This is a genomic window from Micromonospora sp. NPDC047074 (genome assembly GCF_040643815.1).
GTDB lineage: Bacteria > Actinomycetota > Actinomycetes > Mycobacteriales > Micromonosporaceae > Micromonospora.
Genome location: NZ_JBEYVB010000017.1, coordinates 39670 through 59853, shown reverse-complemented (window position 1 = coordinate 59853; position 20184 = coordinate 39670). Strand labels below are relative to the sequence as shown.

16 protein-coding genes are annotated in these 20184 nt (G+C 71.6%); 10 read left to right on the top strand and 6 right to left on the bottom strand.

All coding sequences use genetic code 11. The features are described from left to right. Positions 1–37: 37 nt before the first annotated feature. Positions 38–1054, bottom strand: coding sequence for a methyltransferase (locus ABZ809_RS20895; RefSeq protein WP_357564224.1), 1017 nt, complete (start codon positions 1052–1054; stop codon positions 38–40). A 118-nt stretch (positions 1055–1172) separates the two neighbouring features. On the opposite strand from ABZ809_RS20895, the gene ABZ809_RS20890 reads away from it, so the two are divergent. Next, positions 1173–2477, top strand: coding sequence for a phospholipase D-like domain-containing protein (locus ABZ809_RS20890; RefSeq protein WP_357564223.1), 1305 nt, complete (start codon positions 1173–1175; stop codon positions 2475–2477). 133 nt (positions 2478–2610) lie between these two features. Continuing rightward, positions 2611–3141, top strand: a complete 531-nt coding sequence (locus ABZ809_RS20885) for an adenylate kinase (protein WP_357564222.1) — start codon at positions 2611–2613, stop codon at positions 3139–3141. Between the two features lie 95 nt (positions 3142–3236). Here the strand turns inward: ABZ809_RS20885 and ABZ809_RS20880 are convergent, their stop codons facing one another. Continuing rightward, on the bottom strand, positions 3237–3782 hold the full coding sequence (locus tag ABZ809_RS20880) for a winged helix-turn-helix domain-containing protein (RefSeq protein ID WP_357564221.1): 546 nt from the start codon (positions 3780–3782) through the stop codon (positions 3237–3239). Positions 3783–4104: 322 nt separating this feature from the next. On the opposite strand from ABZ809_RS20880, the gene ABZ809_RS20875 reads away from it, so the two are divergent. Continuing rightward, positions 4105–8457 carry a S8 family serine peptidase gene (locus ABZ809_RS20875; protein ID WP_357564220.1) on the top strand — a complete coding sequence of 1451 codons (4353 nt, stop codon included), beginning with the start codon at positions 4105–4107 and terminating at the stop codon, positions 8455–8457. A 146-nt stretch (positions 8458–8603) separates the two neighbouring features. Here the strand turns inward: ABZ809_RS20875 and ABZ809_RS20870 are convergent, their stop codons facing one another. Further along, complete coding sequence (locus ABZ809_RS20870; protein WP_357564219.1) at positions 8604–9101, bottom strand: winged helix-turn-helix domain-containing protein; 498 nt, start codon at positions 9099–9101, stop codon at positions 8604–8606. Between the two features lie 525 nt (positions 9102–9626). Between ABZ809_RS20870 and ABZ809_RS20865 the strand changes: the two genes are divergently transcribed. After that, the gene (locus ABZ809_RS20865) at positions 9627–10319 is read left to right on the top strand and encodes a hypothetical protein (RefSeq protein ID WP_357564218.1); all 693 of its coding nucleotides are present in this window, start codon (positions 9627–9629) and stop codon (positions 10317–10319) included. Positions 10320–10331: 12 nt separating this feature from the next. On the opposite strand, the gene ABZ809_RS20860 is transcribed toward ABZ809_RS20865, so the two are convergent. Beyond that, on the bottom strand, positions 10332–10520 hold the full coding sequence (locus ABZ809_RS20860) for a hypothetical protein (protein ID WP_357564217.1): 189 nt from the start codon (positions 10518–10520) through the stop codon (positions 10332–10334). Positions 10521–10526: 6 nt separating this feature from the next. Between ABZ809_RS20860 and ABZ809_RS20855 the strand changes: the two genes are divergently transcribed. The 3 genes from ABZ809_RS20855 to ABZ809_RS20845 all read left to right on the top strand — a co-directional run bounded on the left by ABZ809_RS20855 (position 10527) and on the right by ABZ809_RS20845 (position 12560). Next, complete coding sequence (locus tag ABZ809_RS20855) at positions 10527–11168, top strand: RNA polymerase sigma factor (protein WP_357564216.1); 642 nt, start codon at positions 10527–10529, stop codon at positions 11166–11168. Further along, entirely contained in the window at positions 11161–11880 is a 720-nt protein-coding gene (locus ABZ809_RS20850) for a hypothetical protein (RefSeq protein ID WP_357564215.1), read from the top strand. The genes ABZ809_RS20855 and ABZ809_RS20850 overlap by 8 nt, the downstream gene beginning before the upstream one ends. A gap of 140 nt (positions 11881–12020) precedes the next feature. Then, positions 12021–12560 (top strand): hypothetical protein, encoded by a 540-nt coding sequence (locus ABZ809_RS20845; RefSeq protein WP_357564214.1) that lies wholly within the window; start codon positions 12021–12023, stop codon positions 12558–12560. A gap of 261 nt (positions 12561–12821) precedes the next feature. Here ABZ809_RS20845 and ABZ809_RS20840 read toward each other — a convergent pair whose 3' ends face one another. Next, positions 12822–13769: an alpha/beta hydrolase gene (locus ABZ809_RS20840; protein ID WP_357564213.1), complete on the bottom strand. Its 948-nt coding sequence runs from the start codon at positions 13767–13769 to the stop codon at positions 12822–12824. A gap of 427 nt (positions 13770–14196) precedes the next feature. On the opposite strand from ABZ809_RS20840, the gene ABZ809_RS20835 reads away from it, so the two are divergent. Next, on the top strand, positions 14197–15699 hold the full coding sequence (locus ABZ809_RS20835) for an aminopeptidase P family protein (protein ID WP_357564212.1): 1503 nt from the start codon (positions 14197–14199) through the stop codon (positions 15697–15699). A gap of 58 nt (positions 15700–15757) precedes the next feature. On the opposite strand, the gene ABZ809_RS20830 is transcribed toward ABZ809_RS20835, so the two are convergent. Continuing rightward, positions 15758–17143, bottom strand: coding sequence for a hypothetical protein (locus ABZ809_RS20830; RefSeq protein WP_357564211.1), 1386 nt, complete (start codon positions 17141–17143; stop codon positions 15758–15760). 1044 nt (positions 17144–18187) lie between these two features. Here ABZ809_RS20830 and ABZ809_RS20825 point away from each other — a divergent pair. Together ABZ809_RS20825 and dmpG are read left to right on the top strand one after the other, a co-directional pair. Then, entirely contained in the window at positions 18188–19117 is a 930-nt protein-coding gene (locus tag ABZ809_RS20825) for an acetaldehyde dehydrogenase (acetylating) (protein ID WP_357564210.1), read from the top strand. Then, a complete protein-coding gene (gene dmpG / locus ABZ809_RS20820) occupies positions 19114–20136 on the top strand; it encodes a 4-hydroxy-2-oxovalerate aldolase (RefSeq protein ID WP_357564209.1) in 1023 nt (340 codons plus the stop codon). The genes ABZ809_RS20825 and dmpG overlap by 4 nt, the downstream gene beginning before the upstream one ends. Positions 20137–20184: the final 48 nt, after the last annotated feature.

Here is a 20184-nt window from a genome sequence, read left to right as displayed (position 1 = left end):
ACGCCGGGCCGGTCGCATTCCGGCCCCGGGGAGGGGGTCAGGCCCGGCGGGCCACCACCGCCCCGTTGGCGCCCGGGGAGTCGAACCGCACGGTGCGGACGTCGACGAAGCCGGCGTCGGCGAGCCAGGTGGCGTACTCGGCGCCCGAGTAGTTCCGGCCGCCCTCGGTCTCGATCAGCATGTTCATGCCCATCAGGGCGGCCTCCGGCGGGCCGGTGCGTTCGTCGTTGAGCAGCAGCTCACAGATGACGATCGCCCCGCCGGCCGGCAGCGCCGCGTGGCACTTGGCCAGCAGCGCCCGGTTGGTCGGCTCGTCCCAGTCGTGCAGGATCATGCTGAGCAGGATGACGTCGTGCCCGTCCGGCAGCGCGGGGTCGGCCAGGAAGTCGCCGCCGACCGTGCCGATCCGCCCGCTCAGGCCCGCCGCCGCGATCCGTTCCCCGGCCCGGACGCACACGTGCGGCAGGTCGAGGATGGTCGCCCGCAGGTCGGGCAGGCGACGGCAGAACTCGATCGGGAACGCGCCGGCCCCGCCACCGACGTCGAGCAGCCGGGTGTGCGCGCCGAAGTCGTACGCGTCGGCCAGGGCGCGGGCGGTGAAGCTGGACGTGGAGTACATGGCGTCCCAGAACTCCACAAGCATCTGCGGGTCGGTGGTGTCGAACATCGACTGCTGGGCCTGCGGGTCCCAGGTGAGGGGCCGGTCGGTGCGCAGGGCCTCGCCGACCCGGTGCCAGGGCAGGTAGGTGTGCAGGTCGGAGTAGCGGATCTGCGCGCCGAAGTAGTAGGGACGGCCCTCGACCAGGAACTGCTCGGCGAGCTCGGAGTTGCGGTAGCGGTCGCCGGTCTTCTCCAGCAGGCCGAGGGACGCGCTCGCGGCCAGCAGCAGGTCCGCCGGGCGTTCGGGCAGCCCGAACTCGGTGGCTGCCTCGTCGACCGTGAGCGTCCGCCCGTCAGCCAGTCGGCTGAAGAGGCCGAGCTCGACGCCGGCCGCGAGGGTCTTGAATCCCCATACGCCGGCTACGAGACCCATGAGAGGTGTGGGACTGATCATGACCATACGGGAGGATAACCCATTCGTCCATCATGGACCGTCCATGTCGGACATGGGGCGAGGGTCGTCTACTTTCTGCGAGCTGTCTGCGGCCGATGCGCAGGGATAACCTCCATCAATGTTGTTCCGATACCCCACTGTGAGATCGGCGTTCGCCCGCCGGTTGCTCGCCACGGCGGCCGCGTGCTGTCTGACCGCGGCGGCCCTGCCGCTGGTGACACAGGAGGCGGCCCGGGCCGCCTACACCCCGGTCACCCGCGCGATCTTCAACAACCCGTACACCGCCGCGCAGTCCGCCGTGTACGACGAGATCGTCCGCCTGGTCGACGGCGCCGACGCCGGCTCGGTCGTGCGGATGGCCATCTTCGAGGCGCGCAACCCCGCCATCGGGGCGGCCATCCAACGGGCGATCGCCCGCGGCGTGGACGTCCGGGTGGTGCACGGCAGCAACAGCGGTGTGGCCGGCGGCAGCGACCCGTGGACCTACGACTTCCTGCCGGCCAGGACGGAGGCGAACGCCGACGCCTCGTGGCACGTGGCGTGCGGGAGCGTGCCCGGCGACGCGTGCGTGGGCACCGGCATCATGCACAACAAGTTCATCACCCTCTCCTCGGTCGGCGGCGTCAAGGACGTCGTGCTGATCACCTCGCAGAACTGGTGGGCCTCCAGCCCGTTCTGGGAGAACGCCATGGTGGTCGTCGACAACTCCGGCCTGTACGGCAAGTTCAACGCCTACTTCTCCGACCTGGCGCTGAAGCACAAGAACGACGACTACTACAGCTCGGCGGACGGCGAGCCCGTGTCGTACAACGCGGACGGCTCCGTGGCGGCCTCCGGATACGGCGTCTACCGTAACTACTTCTTCCCGCTGGCCACCGGCAAGGACAACCCGGTGCTGGACATGCTGACCCGGGCCGACTGCACGGCCCGCGACCTGCCGGCGGGGCTGGGCCACAACGGCCGCACCCTCATCCGGGTCGCGATGAACGGGTTCACCCGCGGCGACATCGCCCGCCAGCTGGCCGAGCTGGACCGGGAAGGCTGCGTGGTGCAGGTCATCTACCACGTCCGGGACGACGGCGGAAACACCTCGGTCGTCAACGCCTTCCGCTGCTCCACCGTCCAGCGGTGGTGGAAGCTCAGCGGCGAGGGACGGGCCCTGCCCAAGAGCGTGCACTCGAAGTGGTTCGCCATCTCCGGCCAGCTCAAGAGCGGCGCCCGGGAGGAGATTGTCTACACCGGCGCGCTCAACTGGACGGGCCCCGCGATCTACGCCAACGACGAGTCGCTCCTGCGGATCTCGGGCGGGGCCACCTTCCAGGCGTACTTCGACAACTTCTCCACCATCGTGCACGCCCCGGAGGCCACCGCCACCACGGCCGACGACTGGAAGACCACGACCGAACCCGGGGGAAGCTGCTGACGGCCGTTTCCGGCCTCACCCGACCACCAGCCCCGCCGGTGCCGATGCCGGCATTCCGGCGGGCTGGTGGCCCAGCAGCCGCACCGCGTTGCCCCCGGCGACCAGGCTTGCCCGGCCGGCGTACGCTGCCGCGATGAGCGCACCGTCCCGCATCCTGGTCTACGCGGTGTACGGGGCCGGCAAGTCCACCCTCGCGGCCCGGCTGGCCGAGCGCCTCGGCGTGCCGTGGTACCCGGTCGACGACCTGCTCTGGCAGCCCGGCTGGGTCGAGGTGCCGGTGACGCAGCAGCGCGACCGGATCGAGGCGATCTGCCGCCGGGAGCGCTGGATCCTCGACGGGGCCTACCACGGGTGGCGGGACGTGGTGCTGGCCCGCGCCGATCTGGTGGTCGGTCTGGACTACCCGCGCTGGCTCTCCTTCTGGCGGCTGCTGCGCCGCACCGCCCGCCGGCTGGTGACGGGGGAGGAGATCTGCAACGGCAACCGCGAGTCGCTGGGCAGTGTGCTGGGCCCGGACTCGATCCTGGTGTGGCACGTCGCCTCGTTCGGCCGGGCGCGGCGGCGGATGCGGGCCTGGCACGCCGACCCGGCCGGTCCGCCGGTGCTGCTCTTCCACTCCCCGGCGGCCCTGGACCGCTGGCTGGCCGGCCTGCCCCACCGCTGAGCGGCGCACCGCCGGCCGCCGTGCCCGCCGACAGCGGGTTTCAAACATGGCCGCTTGCGTGTCCCGCGACGCAATCTGCCTGAGTCAGGCAGGCGTCACGACCCGCTGACCCTCGGCTGCTGGTGGTCGGTCAGCCGGAACCCCACGCCGCGTACGGCCACGATGGTCACGCCGGTGCCTATCTCCTGGAGCTTGCGCCGTAGTCGCTTCACCAGGGACTGCACGTCCGCCTTGCGGTGGAGGCCCTCGTCGCGCCAGACCGAGCGGTGCAACTCGGCGTAGCTCCAGACCCGGATCGGCGCGGTGGTCAGGCAGGCCAGCAGGTGGTGTTCGAGTCTGGTCAGGCCGACCTCGCGGCCCTGGCAGCTGGCGACCGACCGGACCGAGTCGATGGTCAGGGTGTCGTCGACGACGTCTCCCGCCGGTGCCACGGGCGAGGGCTGCCGCGGGACCGCGATCAGTCTGCGCAGCTCGTCGAGGTCGGCGACAAGCAGCAGCGGCGCCACGCCGTCGAGGAGTTCCGCGAGTCGGATCCGCTCGGCTGGTGTCGGCGTCACCGCGATGACCAGCGGAAACGGTTCGTCTGCCGGAGCGGATCCGCCCGGCGCGACGCCTTCGTCGCGTGCCTCCACAGCACCCACCCGGAAACGATTGGCAATTTCTGCCCAGCTTCGTGCCGACCATGACAACTATTGGCAAGCGCCTCGTCAGCCGGCCTGCGGCTAGTGACAAATTGCTTACGGCAAGTTCTTGATCGTCCTTTCTTGTCGATCATAGTGTCCAGTCGGGCAGCCCACGTGATCCGTGCGGTTCCTTGGGGGGCATGGAGGGGCCCGATCCGGTTCGTCCGAACGGAGACCACCCCTGCACCCTCCACCATGGCTCGTTCAGCTCTGGGTCGTTCTGGAGGAGGCACCACTGATGCACAGACGTCCACCCGCGAGACGCTTAGCCAGGTCACTGGTGAGCGGCGGCGCGGCGATCATCCTCGCCGCCACAGGTTTGGCCACCATCGGTTCAGCCGCGCAGGCCGACACGGCCGACAAGATCCGGCCGGAACTCGCGAAGGAACTCCAGGGCAAGACGGAGGGCGACTTCTGGATCCGCTTCAAGGACCGGGCGGACCTGACCGGGGCCGCCGCGATCAAGGACTGGGCCAAGCGCGGCACCGCGGTCGCCGACGCGCTGAAGAAGACCGCCGCCGAGAGCCAGGCCAAGGTCCGCTCTGAGCTCGACGGCTCGGGCACGAAGTACCAGACCTTCTGGGCGTCCAACGCGATCAGGGTGAGCGGTGGCTCGCTGACGATGGCGCAGAACTTCGCCGCCCACGCCGAGGTCGAGGGCCTCTACGCCCCGGTCGCCTACGAGGTGCCCGAGGTCACCTCGGGCGCCGACGAGAAGACGGTGAACGCCCTGGAGTGGGGCATCGCCAACATCAACGCGGACGACGTCTGGTCCCAGTACGGCGTCAAGGGCGCCGGCATCACGGTGGCGAACATCGACACCGGGGTCCAGTTCAACCACCCGGCGCTGGTGAACTCCTACCGGGGCAACAACGGCGACGGCACGTTCGACCACAACTACAACTGGTTCAACGCTGCCGGCACCTCCGGGGCCTGTGCCACCGCGCCCTGCGACACCAACGGCCACGGCACGCACACGATGGGCACGATGGCCGGCGCCGACGGTGCCAACCAGATCGGTGTGGCGCCCGAGGTCAAGTGGATCGCCGCCAACGGCTGCTGCCCGAGCGACGCGGCGCTTGTCACCTCCGGCGAGTGGATGCTCGAGCCGACGGACCTCAACGGCCAGAACCCGGACGCCAGCAAGCGGCCGAACATCATCAACAACTCGTGGGGTACCCGGGTTCCCTCCAACGACCCGTTCATGGAGGACGTGACCCTGGCCTGGGCCGCGTCGGGCATCTTCGGCGTCTGGTCCAACGGCAACAACGGTTCGGCCTGCCAGACCAGCGGCTCCCCGGGCAGCCGGATCAGCAACTACTCGGCCGGCGCCTACGACATCAACAACAACATCGCCAGCTTCTCGTCCCGTGGCGCCGGCCAGGACGGCGAGATCAAGCCCAACATCGCGGCTCCGGGCGTGAACGTCCGGTCGAGCATTCCGGGCAGCAGTTACGCCAGTTACAACGGCACCTCGATGGCCGCCCCGCACCTCGCGGGCGCGATCGCGCTGCTGTGGTCGGCCGCGCCGGCGCTGGTCGGTGAGGTCACCGCCACCCAGGCGCTGCTCGACAACTCGGCGACCGACAAGGCCGACGCCCAGTGCGGTGGCACCACCGACGACAACAACGTCTTCGGCGAGGGCCGGCTGGACGCGCTCGCGCTGCTCAGCGCCGCCCCGATCGGTGACACCGGCACCCTGGCCGGCAAGGTCACCGACGCGGCCACCGGCGCCCCGCTCGCCGGTGCCACGGTGAGCCTGACCGGTCCGGCGGCCCGTGACCTGGTCACCGGCGCCGACGGGACGTACTCGTCGCTGCTTCCGGAAGGCGACTACCAGGTCGCCGTGTCCTCGTTCGGCTACGCGACCAAGACGACGCCGGCCACGGTCACCCGCAACGTGACCACGACGCTCGATGTCGCGCTGTCGGCGGTGCCGAGCGTCACCGTCAGCGGATCCGTCACCGACGGCTCCGGGCACGGCTGGCCGCTCTACGCGAAGGTGACCGTGGAGGGCCCGTCGGGTGTCTCCGACTACACCACGCCCGCCAACGGCCGCTACAGCCTCAGCCTGCCGGCCGGCGCCACGTACACCCTGAAGGTCGCCCCGCAGTACCCGGGCTACCAGACGGTGACCAAGGAGGTCGTGGTCGGCACGGGCAACCTCACGGCCAACGTGGCCGTGCCGGTGCAGACCAACGCCTGCACCGCGGCGCCCGGTTACAAGTTCGGCTCCGACGGCGTCTACGAGACCTTCGACGGCCGCTCCGTGCCGGCCGGCTGGTCGGTGGTGGACCACGCGAACAGCGGTCAGGTCTGGCAGTTCACGGACCCGGGCGCCCGTGGCAACCTCACCGGCGGTGCCGGCAACTTCGCGATCATCGACAGCGACGAGTACGGCTCCGGCGGCAAGCAGGACACCTCGCTCGTCAGCCCGGTCGTCGACCTGACCGGCGTCGCGGCTCCGGTGATCCGGTTCAACCAGGACTACAACTGGCTCAACAGCGACCGCGCCGACGTCGACCTCAGCCTCGACGGCGGGGCCACGTGGACCAACGTGCTCCGGCAGGCTGCCGACGCCCGTGGCCCGCGGGTGACCGAGATCAAGATCCCGCAGGCTGCCGGCCAGGCTCAGGTCCAGGTCCGGTTCCACTACTACGACGCCTCGTACGAGTGGTTCTGGGCGGTCGACAACGTGCTGATCGGCAGCCAGCTCACCTGCGTGCCGGTCAACGGTGGCCTGGTGGTCGGCCACGTCCGCGACAAGAACGACAACGGCTACGTCAACGGCGCCACCGTCACCAGCGTCGACAAGCCGGCGGAGAAGGCCACCACCGTGGCGACGCCGGACGACCCGGGGCTGGCGGACGGCTACTACTGGCTGTACTCGTCCGTGACGGGCGCGCACAAGTTCACCGCCGCGGCCGGCAACTACGTCAGCCAGACCAAGTCGATCGACGTCGAGACCGACTGGGCGACCGCGGCGAACTTCCAGCTGGCGGCCGGCCGTCTGACGGTCAAGCCGGCTCAGCTGGCCGGGACTCTCCGGATGCCGAGCGGCAAGGTCGCCAAGACGTTCACGGTGACCAACACCGGCGGTGCTCCGGTCGACGTCAAGTTCAGTGAGCAGGCCGGCGGGTTCGAGCTGCTCAAGGCCGACGGGTCCCGGATCACCCAGCAGCAGGTGATCGGGTCCCAGGGCGCGCCGGAACAGCGGCTCGAGGTCCCGACCTCGTTCGCCGCCAGCGCGTCCGGCATGTCGTCCACGTCCACCAAGGCCGCCGTGACTCCGCAGGCGGCGCCCTGGACCGACATCGCCGACTACCCGGCGGTGGTGATGGACAACCGGGTGGTGAACCTGGGCGGCAAGGTGTACTCCATCGCGGGTGGCACCGGGTCGGCGTCGTCGGCGAAGAACTACGTCTACGACCCGGTCGCGCTGAGCTGGGCGCCGATCGCCGATCTGCCCGGCGCGCGTACCGCCATGACGGTGGGCGTACTGGACGGAAAGATCATCGCGAGCGGTGGCTGGGGGCCGTCCGGCCCCGACGCCACCACCTGGTCGTACGACCCGGCGGCCAACACCTGGACGGAGAAGGCCGACAACCCCGCGCCGCGCTCCGCCGCCGGCCAGGCGGTCGTGGACGGCAAGCTGTACGCCGTCGGCGGCTGCACCACGGCGTCCTGCACGCCGATGTCGAACGACGTCGTCCGGTACGACCCGGCCAGTGACAGCTGGGAGACCCTGCCCGACTACCCGAAGGCGGTGGCGTTCGCCTCCTGCGGCGGGATCGACGGCGTCGTCTACTGCACCGGTGGCAACGACGGCACCGTCGCGCAGAAGGCCGGCTACTCGTTCGACCCGGGTGCCAACACCTGGACCGCCATCGCCGACGCGCCGGCCGACAACTGGGCCAGCTCGTTCGCCGTGGCCAACGGCAAGCTCCTCGTCGTCGGTGGCTCGCAGGGCGGCGCCATCACCAACGCGGGCTTCGCCTACGACCCGGCGAGCGACTCGTGGTCCGACCTGCCGAACTCCAACACGGCGCGGTACCGCGGTGGCGCGGCGTGCGGCTTCTACAAGGTCGGCGGCTCGTCCGGTGGCTTCACCGCCACCAACGACAGCGAGGCGCTGCCCGGGTTCGAGGAGTGCACGGCGAGCACCGCCGACGTCAGCTGGCTGACGATCGACAAGACGGAGGCCACGCTGGCTCCGGGTGAGGCCGTAACGGTCACCGTCGGACTGTCGGCGGCCGTCGACCAGCCCGGCACCTACACCGCCTCGGTCGCCATCAAGCAGAACACCCCGTACACGGTGGAGCCGGTCGCGGTGACGATGAACGTCCTGCAGCCGACGACGTGGGGCAAGCTGATGGGTACGGTCACCGGGACGAAGTGCCAGGGTGGCAGCGCGCCGATCGCCGGTGCCACGGTTCAGGTCGACTCGTGGGCGATGTCGTTCACCTTCGCCACCGACGACGAGGGCAAGTACGCCTACTGGCTGGACCGGCGGAACAACCCGCTCACGTTGATCGTCGCCAAGGACGACTGGAAGCCCCAGACCCGTCAGACGAAGATCAACACCACCACTCCCACCGTGGAGGACTTCGCACTGTCGCCCGTCCGCTGCTGACGGCTGACACCTGCTGACAGATCCGGCCCGTCTGGTTTCGACCAGGCGGGCCGGATCCGTCCTCGTGGGCGGCGATCAGGAGGTGGCCCGGCCGCGGACGGCGTCGGTGACCGGCCGCGCCGCGGCGACGGGTGGTGGGTGGTGGGTCAGACCGGGGCGAGACGGAAGCCGACGCCACGGACCGCGTGGATGGTGGCCGAGGCGCCCAGCCCGACGAGCTTGCGCCGCACCCTCCGTACCACGGAATGGATGTCGGAGCCGCGACCGAGGTGCTCGTTGCCCCAGACCTCGAGGTGCAGCCGTTCGAACGTCCAGACCTGCCCGGGCGCGCCGACCAGGCACAGCAGCAGATCGTGCTCCAGCCGGGTCAGCGAGATCTCGCGATCCAGCCAGCGCAGCACCCGTCGGTCGGAGTCGACGCTCAGGTCGGGTGGCGGCGGCGGGCCGGCGCCTTCCCCGACCTCGGCGACCACGGCCGGCACGGGCGTGGCGTCACCCGTGCCGTCGGGCGCCCCGGCCACGTCGAGGAACTCCCGCGCCTGGTCGACGCTCGAGACGATCAGAAACGCCTCGGTGTCGCCGAGCAGCCGGGCGAGCTGCCTGCGTTCGGCCGGCGAGGACGCAATGCCGATGACCAAGGACATGGCCCCCCTCATCCCACCCCTTCGGGTCCCCACCCGTACGAGGCTTCTCCCACGACGTCGATCGATCAGCGCCCTGACCCTAGTGGCGTTTGGTCTCGCTCCGGTTAAAAGTTCCGCGCCTAGGCGGACATGAATGGCCGGACCGTCGTGGGTGGAGCCGGGATGGGACCCTTCCGGGTGACTTGATAGTGTTCGGTCTGCAGTGTTCTGCGTCCTGCGGGGCGGTGGCCGCGCGTGACGCGTTGGTCTCGTCGCCGTGCCGTGACGTGCCGAAACTTGTGCTGGCAGCGGCGGATCAGGGCGGACGCGTGAGTGGCGCGGCTGCGGTGGCAGTCGCGTCGTCATAGGCCGAGATGGATGGGAAACCGCCCACAGCGTAGTGCGGCCCCACGTCCCGGACAACATCTCCCGAACATGTCCCCATGGCCCTCCACCAGGTCCGCTTTATCGGACTTGTATTTGTAGAAAATCCGACACGGGCACCGGGAGCCGGGTCCGGGCCGCATCCGCCGGTACGGTCCGGGAATGACGACGGGAGCGCTGACGCCGCGGTCGAGCACCGCCACCTTCGACTACTACCTGCTGCGCGCCGAGGCGGGCGACGGCCCGGCGACCGGGCTGCTGGTCGAGGAGTTCGTCCTGGGCGACGACCTGTCGGCGGTGTGTCTGCGCAGCGCCGGCTGGGCACCGGCCGAGGGCTGGTGGAGCTCGGCCGGGTTCGCCCGGGCGATCCGTACGGATCCGCGACTGCGCGCCCGCCTCACGGCCGTCGACCGTCCCGCCGCCGAGGCGACCCACCGCCGGCTCGGCGGTGGCAGCCTGCCCGACGAGGAGACGCTGCGCGGTCACTTCCGCGACGACGCCCCGCTGACCTCCGGGGCACCGCTGCGGCTGGGTGCCGGCCCGGACGTGCACCGGATACTCTTCGCCGGCGCACCGGACGGTCACCAGATCGCCCGCCTCAGCGCGCGGTTGCGGATGAACGACGTCCCCGGCCCGGGTGGGCCCGATCCCGGCGTGGCGGGCACCGGAGGGCTGCGGGTCAACGACACGAACCTCCGCTGGGACCTGCGCCGGGTCGGTGGCGGCATCGCCTGGTGCATCGACGTGACGTCCGAGCCAGCCGGTGGCGACGCGCTGCGCTGGCTGCTGCGTCAACTCATCGACATCGCACGCGGCCACGATCTGGTGCCCGCCACGATCGAGCGGCTCGGCTGAGCGCGGCGCGGCTCACCCGCGGGCTCGGCCCCGCTGGCGCCGTTTGTGCTTGGCGCGGACCGTGAACCCGGTGCCGTTCCCGGCGGGCATTCCCGGCCGGGCACGGCGTGGGCAGAGCAGCGCACCGCCGGTCACCACCAGCAGGGCGGAGCCGACGGTCGCCAGAATCGAGGAGCGACGCGGCGCGCTCTGCACACTCATCCGGTCGTGGTGTCCCGCCGAGGCAGATTCCTCCGGTGCCGGAACCCAGCCCGCTCGGGCGGTGTCATCAGTGCGTCCCGATCGGAGGTTGCCCTGGACGACGAAGAACTGGTCACCCGCGCCCGGGCGGGCGATCCGGCGGCCTACGAACTCCTGGTCGCCCGGCACACGGCGTCGGCGTACCGGACGGCGGTGCTGCTCGGCGCCGGCCCCGACGCGGAGGACATCATCCAGGAGGCGTTCGTGAAGGGCCACCGCAAGCTCGCCCGGTACCGGGGCGAGGCGACCTTCCGCTCGTGGCTCCTGGCGATCGTGGCCAACGAGACCCGCAACCTGCACCGGTCGCGCAGCCGGCGCGACGGGCTCGTCCTGCGCGCGGCGGTGGCGAACCCGGTGTCGGAGGCCATCGGTGACGTCGCCGTCGAGGCGGTCCTCGCCGGGGAACGCCGGACGACCCTGGTGCGGGCCCTGCGCATGCTGCCGGAGCGGGACCGCGAGGTGATCGTCTGCCGGTTCTTCCTCGACCTCAGCGAGGACGAGACCGTGACACTGCTGGGCTGGCCGCGCGGCACCGTCAAGTCGCGGACCCACCGGGCGCTGGCGAAGCTCCGCGGCCTGCTCGACGTCGAGGAGGTACGGCGTGGATGACCTCGAACGCGAGCTGCGCGACCTCTCCGCCTGGTTGGAGACACCCGAACCCCCCGACGTGACCGCCCGGGTACGCGCCCGCCTCGCCGCGCCCGTGCGTCGGCGACGTCGGTGGCGCTACCACCTCGCCGCGCTGCTCGTCGCCGTGCTCGTGGCGGTGCTGCCGCCGGGCCGCGCCGCTCTCGCCGACGCCGTGGCCGGCCTGCTGCGCTTCGCGGGGATCACGATCGCCGTGGCCCCCGCGCCGGCACCGCCCACCGGCAGCCCGTCGCCGCTGCCCGCGCAGCGGCCCGCGGCCGTCGACGAGGCGCAGCGGAAGGTGCGCTTCCCGATCCGCGTGCCGGCCAGGCTGGGCCAGCCCGAGCGGGTGTTGGTGGCCGACCCGGACGACAGGGGCAACTGCCGGGTGGCGACACTGCTCTACCGCGCTGGCACCCTGCGTGTCGATGCCTTCGACGGCCGTCTCGACGTGGTGTTCCACAAGCGGGTCAGCGGCCCGGGAACGGAGTGGGTGCGGGTCGACGGCAACTTCGCCGTCTGGATCAGCGCCCCCCACTCGGTGTCCTACACGGATCGCACGGGCGTCGTCCGTCTGGAGACCGCACGGCTCGCCGCGTCGACCCTGATCTGGGAGGAGGCCGGCGTGAGCTACCGGATCGAGGGCGATCTCACCGGCGCGGAGGCGATCGAGATCGCCGAGTCGCTGGAGTAGGGCCGGGGTGCGCGGTGGGTGCGTCCGCGCGGTACAGCCCAGGCGGGGCTGCCCGGGAACCCGGGTCGCCCGGGCGGTGTCGGACAGTGGGAGGCACGAGCCTCCCGCCGATGGACACGAGACCCTCCGGGAGGCACGAAGTGAATTCGGTACGCGGGGTGGTGCTGGCGGCGGTCGTCCTGCTGGCGGGGTGCTCGACAGCGGACCCGCCGGTGACCCGGGCCGGGACCGCGCCCAGCACGGCTGCGCCCAGCACGGCTGTGGCGGGCGCGGCGGCCAGCCCACCGACGGGCTGCGCTTCGCGGGTCGAAACGGGACGCCTGCCGGAGTGGGCGGACGCCGGCTTCAGCGGCGAACCCCGGGTGCCACACGTTCTCGGCGGGCAGGGCGAGATCGTCGCGATCCTGTTCGGGCGTCCACTCACCGCCTCCAGGCGGGACGGGGCGAACAACAAGATCCTCTGGGTGGCGCACCCCGCCGCGACGCCGTCCGCCGCGACCTCGCCGACCACCCTGACGATCACCGCGACCCTTCACGGCACGCGGACGCGGGTGACCCGGGAGGTCGCCGGTGGTCCCGGCCCGTCGATCGTCGACCTGCCGCAGGCGGGTTGCTGGCACCTCGAACTTCGCTGGTCCGGGCACACCGACACGATGGACCTCGTCTACGCCGACAGCTGACGGGGCAACCAGGCGGGATCTCCCACCGCACGCCGCCGGTCGGATCCACGGCGCGCCCGCGTCGGCCTGACGGTCGCGACCGTCGTCCGCCTCAGGTTCGGCCCTGGGCCGCCGCGGCGAGCGAAGCCGGGGTCTCCGCCGGCGACGCACCTGTCGACCGACACCTCGGCGGGGATGGCGCGGGCGACCGCTGCCTTCCCCGCCGAGGCTGCGCGACCAGGGCGCGTGGCGATGTGGTCCGACTGGCGGGTGACCCAGCGGTCAGGGGGTGCAGCCGGTGAGGTCGGGGCTGGACGGTGTGCCGGTGGCGGGCCCGAAGAAGAGCAACGCGCAGGCACTGAGGAAGGTCGGGTTCTCCTCGGGGATCCAGTGTCCACTGTCGGGGGCGACGACGGTGCGGACGTCGCTGGCGACCTGTTGGAAGGAGGTGGCGACGGCCGGTCCGAAAACGGCCTGGGCGCCCATGGCCATCACGGGAATGGTCAGGCGCTTGCTCTGCGCGTGGGCCTGGTAGTCGGCGGCGTCGGCCGGGAACGCCCGGTAGTATTCGTATCCCGCCGTCCGCTTGGCCGGGTCGGAATACGCCCGATAGTAGGCGTTACGGTCGATCGTCTCCGGGTGCTCGGAACGGTCGAAGAGCATCCCGAGATAGGTGGGGACGTCCTCGTTGTCCATGACGCGTTCCGGAATGGGCGCCGGTGAGGCGTTGAAAAGGAAGTGCCAGCTGATCCCGTAGAAGTCCTCCAGCCCGAATCCCGGCAGCAGGCTTTCCGCGACACCGATCCGGGTGACCTCGGTGGGGTAGTCGCGGGCGTAGTTGTAGGCGACCATCGCGCCGAGGTCGTGGCCGAACAGGGCGACCTGGGTGAAGCCGAGCTGGTTGACCGCCTGCCGGATCCGTCGCGCCGTGGTGGTCTTGTCGTAGCCGCCGGCCGGGACCGTGGAGGCACCCAGGCCGGGCAGGTCGAAGGTGATGACGGTGTGCTGCCCGGCCAGGGCGGGCAGCACCTTGTGCCAGATCCGCGACGTCTGCGGCCAGCCGTGCAGCAGCACCAGCGGCGTGCCGGTCCCGGCCCTGGTGTAGCGCAGGGACGCGCCGTCGACCGTGACGTTGCCCTGTTGCACGACCAGGCCGCCGATGGTCGGTGGTGTCGGCTTCGCCGGCGGGGCGGGTGCGACGGCGGCGGCGCCGGCCGCTGCCCCGGTCACCAGTGCCACACCGAGCGCGGCCGCGACGACGGCTCGCCCCGCTCGGCGGCGCGAACGACGACCGAGAGCTGAACTTGCCATGGAACCCAACGCAGAGAAATGCATGGACACTTCGCTTTCCGATAGTTGGCGACGGCTGTCGGCGGTCGGATCAAACAATGCGGAAACGGCGGATTTGGCAGGCGCGCATCTTGTGCCGATCTAGCGGCTTCGCAAATGTTACAACGGATGTCAAGACGTCGATCAATTGCTGCGTCCCGGCGGGCCCGAACGGCCGGGCCAGCGCCGTACACGTCCATATCCGGGCCCGGCAGGCCCCCACGGCGGCGACCACGACCGACCCGGACCGGAGGGGCGCGGCAGTGGGCACGGTGGAGGGTTCTCGCAGCTTTGCCGGTGCTCGGGACCGCGTGGCAGGATATCGACCATGACAAGCGACGAGCAGGTGAAAGCCAGCCACCGCAACACCCCGACGAGCGACGCTTTTCGCGCTTTCATCGCCTCCGGCTGGGCCAGTCCGGACGCGGCACCTGTCCCGCGCGGGGAGGCCGCCGACCACGCGGCGCGCCGCCGGGCGGCCTTGTCAGGGAGGTTCCCGGGCGAGCGCCTGATCATCCCCGCCGGCGGCCTCAAGGTACGCAGCAACGACACCGACTACACCTTCCGGCCGCACACGGCCTTCGCCTGGTTGACCGGCCTCGGGTTCGACAGCGAGCCGGACAGCGTCCTGGTGCTGGAACCGAAGCCCGACGGCGGCCACGAGGCCATCCTCTTCTTCCGGCCGCTCGCCCCGCGCGACAGCGAGGAGTTCTTCGCCGACTCCCGGTTCGGCGAGTTCTGGGTCGGGCCCCGCCCCACGGTCCAGCAGGTCGAGCAGCGGCTGGGCATCAGCGCCCGCCACATCGACTCGCTGCCCGACGCGCTGGCCAAGGACGCCGGTGCGACCCCCGTACGGGTGGTTCGCGCGGCCGACGGCGCGCTCGACCGACTCGTCGACGAGACCCGGGCCCAGGCGGAGACGGCCGAGCCGGCGACGCGGCAGCACGAGGCGGACGAGGAACTGGCCCGCCACCTGTCGGGGATGCGGCTCGTCAAGGACGAGTGGGAGGTGGGCGAGATGCGCAAGGCCATCGCCGCCACCCACCGGGGTTTCGAGGCGATCATCGCCGGCCTGCCCGAGGCGGTCCGCAAGGGCCGCGGTGAGCGGTGGGTCGAGGGCCTCTTCGGTCTCTACGCCCGGCACGACGGCAACGGGATCGGCTACGAGACCATCTGCGCGTCCGGCGACCACGCCAACACCATCCACTGGACGAAGAACACCGGGCCGGTGCGCGAGGGTGACCTCATCCTGGTGGACGCCGGTGTCGAGGTCGACTCCCTCTACACCGCCGACATCACGCGGACCCTCCCGGTGACCGGCCGTTTCACCGACGCGCAACGCAAGATCTACGAGGCGGTCCTGGAGGCGCAGGAGGCCGGCCTGGCGGCGGTGAAGCCGGGCAACAAGTTCAGCGACATCCACGCCGCCGCCAACGTGGTCATCGCCCGGCGACTGCACGAGTGGGGGCTGCTGCCCGAGGGGGTGACCCTCGAGCAGACGCTCGACCGGGAGAGTGGCGGCTGGCACCGGCGGTGGATGGTCCACGGCACCTCCCACCACCTCGGCATGGACGTGCACGACTGCCAGATGCTGCTGCGCCAGGACTACATGGACGGTGAGCTGAAGCCCGGAATGATCCTCACCGTCGAGCCCGGCCTCTACTTCAAGGCCGACGACCTGCTGGCGCCGGAGGAGTTCCGTGGCATCGGCGTCCGGATCGAGGACAACGTCCTGGTCACCGAGGACGGTCACGAGAACCTGTCGGCGGCGATGCCGCGTACCGCCGACGACGTCGAGGCCTGGATCGACCGGGTGCGGTCCGCCGCCTGAACCGCTGCCGGTCTGTCGGGCGCCGGGGCTCCGGCGCCCGACAACCGGGTGTCGGTGGTCAGCCGCCGTGGAAGGCGCAGCCGAGCTGCGCGCCGCCGCCCACGCTGACCACCCCGACCGTCGGATCGGTGCTGCCGCGAACGAGGCAGCCGGCGTATCCGTCCTCGCCGACCACGTCGCGGTCGGCCAGGTAGATCCCCCAGTTGAGGTAGAGGTCCCGCAGGCCGCCGGCGCCGTCGGGGAACGGCTCGGCGGCCGGGCGGACGCGGCGTTGCAGCACGAACGGGCCGTCCACCGCCGCGTCGAGCCGCGCCTCCCACTCGGCCGTGTCCACCTGCCAGCCGGCGACGACGCCGTTGCCGCCGTGTAGCAGCGTCGGCTTCAGGACCAGCTCGTCCTGCCGGGCCCGGGCATAGCTGAGCAGGTCGACCTCGGCGCCGCCGGGATCGGTGCCGCGCGGGCGTACGTACCGGGTCCAGGGCAGGATCCGGTCGACGCAGGCCAGCTCGTCGGCGTCGAACAACCCTCGGCGCCGGTCGTCGGAGAGCATCGCCAGGGCGCCCTTGTTGCCGTAGAGCTCGGCGTCCAGGCGGCTGACCAGGCCGAGCTTCTCCCGTTCGACGGCGACCAGCAGCGGCTCCAGATCGGCCGCCACCGCCGGGTCGGCCAGGTCCTCGACCAGGAAGTACCGCAGGACGACGTCGACGGCCCGGCCCGCGACGGTGGGCCTGCCCCGCGGGTACGTGAACTCGCCCAGGTGACAGGCGATCCCCTCGATCCCGTACCGGCCCAGCATCTCGGCGAGCATCCGGAGCCGGGGCCCCACGATCGGGAAGTTCTCCGCCGTGTCCACCACCGCGACGACAGGCGGCCGGTCGGTGGGGACCGTGGCGGCGCACTCGGCCGACATCGTCCGCACGATGCAGCCCAGCGTGTCCGGGTACCGGAGCCGGTGCCGCTCGACGAAGTCCCGCAGCGGCGGGTACGCCAGCATCGCCCGGTTGATGTCGGCGGTCTCGAAGCCGCCGAGCGCGCTGGTGACATTGAACTCGAGCAGGCGGAACCCCGAGCCGTCGTGGTAGAGGTCGGCGCGGCCCAGCGGCACGAGCGACCCGGCGCGGGCACCGCGCGTGATCAGTGCCGTCTGCAGGGGGTCCATGCCGACGGCCTCGGCGGTCGCGGCGACGTCCCCGTCGAACACCCGCTCGGGCAGGGAGCGCAGCAGGTCGTAGACCGTGCGGAGGTCCCGGGTGACACTGCCGCGCTCGGCCTCGCTGAGGAAGGCGGGGCCGAGCAGGAGCCGGTCCCGGTGCTCCGGCGCCAGCGTGGTGGACTCCCGGGCGGCGGCGGCCGGGTCGCCCGTCGACCCGCTCCGGGCGAGCTGTTCGCCGTACGCGCGGCCCAGCCGCGACCTGCGCAGCGTGGACGGGACGGTGGTCGTCATCGGATGTCCCTTCTGGAGCGGATGGTGCGCCTGGTTCCGGACGGACGGTGCCGCGCCGGCTCGGGTGCGGACAACGGCGCCACCCGGAGTCGAGCTGGTGCGCGCTCGCTGGGCGGGCGCATTCGGCGACCCCGTCGGCGAATCAATCCGTCCCCTTTCCACCTGCTGCTCCCGTCGCGGTCGAGAATCGACCGGACCGCCGGAAAGGCGCGCACGGTGCGGCGCGCGGAAGTGTGAGGATAGTCGAAATCGGCGTCTCCAGGATGCTGGCCGGACGGCCACCGAACCATCGACGACGGCTGGTCCCGGCTCCGGCGCGACGGTGGGCCGGACCAGGGCGGACCAGTGCCGCGCCGGGGCGGCGGTGCGGGCTGGCACCCATCGCTGCCTGCGGGTTCACCCTCCGGTGTGGCCTGTCGTGAGAGTGACGCAACAGCCTGGTCCGATCGGGGCGAACATCTGATAGCTTCAATGCCGGCAGTTGTCGCGGCACTCCGTGGAGTGACATCTGCATTGGTTGCCGTGCACATGAGACGGGAGCTTCTTCGGATATTACGTCGAGACTTCTGAGATCAAGCTTTATGTCCGATTGTTGCTCGACGGTACGGCAATTCCGGCCGAATGGAACGTGCCGCGTGGCCTTCGGCCGCGACGTGCCCCGGGCCACCGCCGGCGCCTCCGCCCTCCGAGGGAGCCACCGACCCCGACGCTCGGGGCGAACGCGCCGCAGTGTGGCGCCGCCGGCCGTCCGGCTCGGTTCCGACGTGGACGGATGCTCCGGCGCGGACCGGCGGTCCCGTGTGGACTCCACGCCTCGGCGGTGACGTCCCCGGGCGCGGACCCGCACACCCTGGGCGCCGGCGATGCCGGCGTGACCGCTTCCCACCGGCCGCGGCCCGGGCCGCCACCCGTACATCGATTGGTGAGGACGACGTACATGAGAACCTGCGATCCGGACGCCGCGACGCACGCGGTCCGCTCCCGGCGAGCCCTCGCCCGACGGCTGCGGGCGGCCCGCCGGCTCCGGCACGGAGGAGGCACTCCGTGAGCCTCGCCGCGGACGCGACCAGCACGAGCCTCGACGTCGTCGAGCCGGCCGCCGTCGCGGTGATCGGCACCGGTGCGATCGGCCAGGACCTGATCAGCAAGATCCACCGCTCCCGCGTGCTGGACTGCCGGTTGGTGGCCGGCCGCAACCCGGGCTCGGCCGGCCTGCGGCACGCCGAGCGCTTCGGCTACCCCACGAGCGCCGACGGGATCGACGCCGTCATGGCGGCCGCGAGCGCGTTCGACGTCGTGTTCGACGCGACCAACGCGGCGTCGCACCCGCACCACTGGCGGCTGCTGGAGCCCCTGGGCACACTGGTGGTCGACCTGACGCCCAGCCGGGTGGGGCAGATGGTGGTGCCCACCGTGACCGGGCTGGCGGCGGCCACCAGGCGCAACATCAACCTGATCAGCTGCGGCGGGCAGGCGTCCATCCCGGTCGTGCACGCCCTGGCGACCGGCTTCCCGGTGGCGTACGTCGAGGTCGTCTCGACGGTGGCCAGCGAGGTCGCGGGCCGCGCCACGAGACTGAACCTCGACGAGTACGTGGCGACCACCGAACACGCCGTCACGACGTTCTCCGGCGTGCCCGACGTCAAGGCGATCCTCAACATCAGCCCGGCGGTGCCGCCGGCGACCTTCCGGACGGCCGTGCACGCCCGGATCCCCGGCGCGGATCCCGCCGCGGTGCGCGCGGCCGTCGACCGGGCGGCCGAGCGGGTGCGTTCCTTCGCCCCCGGCTACGCGGTCACCGCCTGCGCCGTGGTCGACGACCGGGTGACGGTCACCGTGCAGGTCACCGCCGACAGCGACATCCTGCCCCGGTACGCCGGCAACCTCGACATCATCAACTCGGCCGCCATCATGGTCGCCGAGCAGCGCGCGGCCCGGCTGGGCCGGACCGCCCGGACGGAGGCGGGCCGATGAGGGACGTCGTGATCTACGACCCGACGCTGCGCGACGGCCAGCACGCGGTACGCCACCAGCTCGGCGCGACCGCCCTGCGCCGCTACGCCGAGGCGGCGGACGCGGCGCGGATCCCGGTGGTGGAGGTGGGCCACGGCAACGGCCTCGGCGCCTCCTCCCTCCAGGTCGGGCAGGCCGCCGTGAGCGACGACGAGATGCTGTCGACGGTCCGGGAGGCGCTTCGGCACAGCCGGATGGGCGTGTTCATGCTGCCCGGCTGGGGCACCTCCAGCGACCTGCGGCGGGCGATCGCCCACGGCGCCGACGTCGTCCGCATCGGCGTGCACGCGACCGAGACGTCGCTGGCCGAGCGTCACCTGGGCGTCCTGCGCGAGGCTGGCGCGGAGGCGCACTGCGTGCTGATGATGAGCCACATGGCGTCCCCCGGCGAGCTGGCCGAGCACGCCGCGCACGCCGTGGCGTACGGCGCCCAGGCGGTGGGCATCATGGACTCCGCCGGGCACTTCCTGCCCGCGGACGTCACCGAGCGGATCGCGGCGATGGCCGGGGCGGTGGACATTCCGGTGATCTTCCACGGCCACGACAACCTGGGCATGGCCGTCGCGAACTCCGTCGCCGCGGCGCAGGCCGGCGCCACCATCATCGACGGTTGCGCGCGCGGCTTCGGTGCGGGGGCGGGCAACACCCAGCTCGAGGTGCTCGTGCCGGTGCTGGAGCGCAGCGGGTTCGCGACCGGCATCGACCTGTACGCGCTGCTCGACGCCGCCGACCTCGCGGAACGCGAACTCATGCCCGCGCCGCCGGCGACCGCCTCGATGACCATCGTTAGCGGCCTGGCCGGGGTGTTCTCGGGGTTCAAGCACCGGGTGCTCGAGTTGTCCACCCGCGCCGGCGTCGACCCGCGCGACGTGTTCTTCGAGCTCGGCAGGCGGCAGGCCATCGCCGGCCAGGAGGACCTCATCGTGGACGTGGTGGCGGAGCTGAGCGCCCGCCGGGCCACCACGTCATCGGTCGCGTGACGCGGGCTTCAGCAGTGAGGAAAGGCGACATGGGAGTTTCGGACGCAG

Coding starts and splice junctions, on each gene's coding strand:
- ABZ809_RS20895 (WP_357564224.1), bottom strand. CDS start 1,054: ATGATCAGTCCCACACCTCTCATGGGTCTCGTAGCCGGCGTATGGGGA.
- ABZ809_RS20890 (WP_357564223.1), top strand. CDS start 1,173: ATGTTGTTCCGATACCCCACTGTGAGATCGGCGTTCGCCCGCCGGTTG.
- ABZ809_RS20885 (WP_357564222.1), top strand. CDS start 2,611: ATGAGCGCACCGTCCCGCATCCTGGTCTACGCGGTGTACGGGGCCGGC.
- ABZ809_RS20870 (WP_357564219.1), bottom strand. CDS start 9,101: ATGTCCTTGGTCATCGGCATTGCGTCCTCGCCGGCCGAACGCAGGCAG.
- ABZ809_RS20865 (WP_357564218.1), top strand. CDS start 9,627: ATGACGACGGGAGCGCTGACGCCGCGGTCGAGCACCGCCACCTTCGAC.
- ABZ809_RS20860 (WP_357564217.1), bottom strand. CDS start 10,520: ATGAGTGTGCAGAGCGCGCCGCGTCGCTCCTCGATTCTGGCGACCGTC.
- ABZ809_RS20835 (WP_357564212.1), top strand. CDS start 14,197: ATGACAAGCGACGAGCAGGTGAAAGCCAGCCACCGCAACACCCCGACG.
- ABZ809_RS20830 (WP_357564211.1), bottom strand. CDS start 17,143: ATGACGACCACCGTCCCGTCCACGCTGCGCAGGTCGCGGCTGGGCCGC.
- dmpG (WP_357564209.1), top strand. CDS start 19,114: ATGAGGGACGTCGTGATCTACGACCCGACGCTGCGCGACGGCCAGCAC.